Consider the following 1053-nt stretch of genomic DNA (forward strand, 5'->3'; position numbering starts at 1 on the left):
TGGTCTTCAGTCAAGAAAAGAGACGGTGAGAAAAGTGACAGTTGATTTTGGAGCCGGCTCCCTTCGGGGTTCTGGAGAGCGGTGTCTCATTTTGCTTCTCGTGGACCCGTTTCAAACGCGCTTATGACGCGACATCATCCACCTTGTCGTGTTTGGCTTGATGATAGGTTTCTTCAAACGCCTGCGGCGAAACGTGTCCAATCGTCGAGTGACGTCGCTTCCGGTTATAATAGCCGGCAATGTAGCGTGTGACGGCATGGGAAGCTTCTGCTTTCGTACGGAATCGGGTGCGATGTACGAGTTCTTTTTTTAACGAGGCGTGGAACGATTCGATACAGGCGTTATCGAACGGATCGCCTTTGCGGCTCATGCTTAAGGTACATCTGTGGTTGGTCAGGACTTTCTTGTAATCGATGGCACAGTATTGAGAGCCGCGATCGGAATGATGCAGAAGCCCTGATTCCGGAATCTCCCGGCTGCTCAGTGCCATCTTTAAGGCGTCGAGGGCAAGTTCGGTCCGCATGTGATCCTGGATATTCCATCCGACGATCTTTCGAGAAAACAAATCCATAACGGTCGCGAGATAGAGCCATCCCTCCCGCGTACGGATATACGTGATGTCGGTCACCCATACCTGATTCGGTTGTTCCGCGGTAAAGTCTCGGTTGAGGCGGTTTGGTTCGGTTTTCAGCGTATGATTCGAGTCTGTCGTGGTCACAAACGCAACTTTCGGAATCGCACGCAGCCCTTGTTCCTGCATGAGACGAGCAACCGTTTTGACCGACATCGTATAACCCCACGCCACCAGATCTTGATGCACGCGCGGGCTCCCGTAGGTGCCCCTGCTTTCGCGAAATGACCGGCTTACCATCCGTTTTTTCTCTGTCCGATCCGCTTCTCGGTCCGTCTCTGGTGCGTGTTGACGCTGTTTCCATTTGTAATAGCCGCTTTTCGAAACCTGCAAAATACGGCACATCTTCTCGATGGCATACTCGTTTTCATGGCGTTGAATATGCGCGAAGATCACGGCTTTGGCTGCGTGAAGATGTGCAT

At 52.0% G+C, this 1053-nt stretch carries 1 protein-coding gene; it reads right to left on the reverse strand.

All coding sequences use genetic code 11. The features are described from left to right. Positions 1-121 precede the first annotated feature (121 nt). A partial coding sequence (locus HCN83_RS17925) for an IS3 family transposase (RefSeq protein ID WP_168009780.1) occupies positions 122-1053 on the reverse strand: 932 nt, incomplete at its 5' end.

This window comes from Alkalicoccus luteus, assembly GCF_012034335.1.
GTDB classification, from domain to species: domain Bacteria; phylum Bacillota; class Bacilli; order Bacillales; family Salisediminibacteriaceae; genus Alkalicoccus; species Alkalicoccus luteus_A.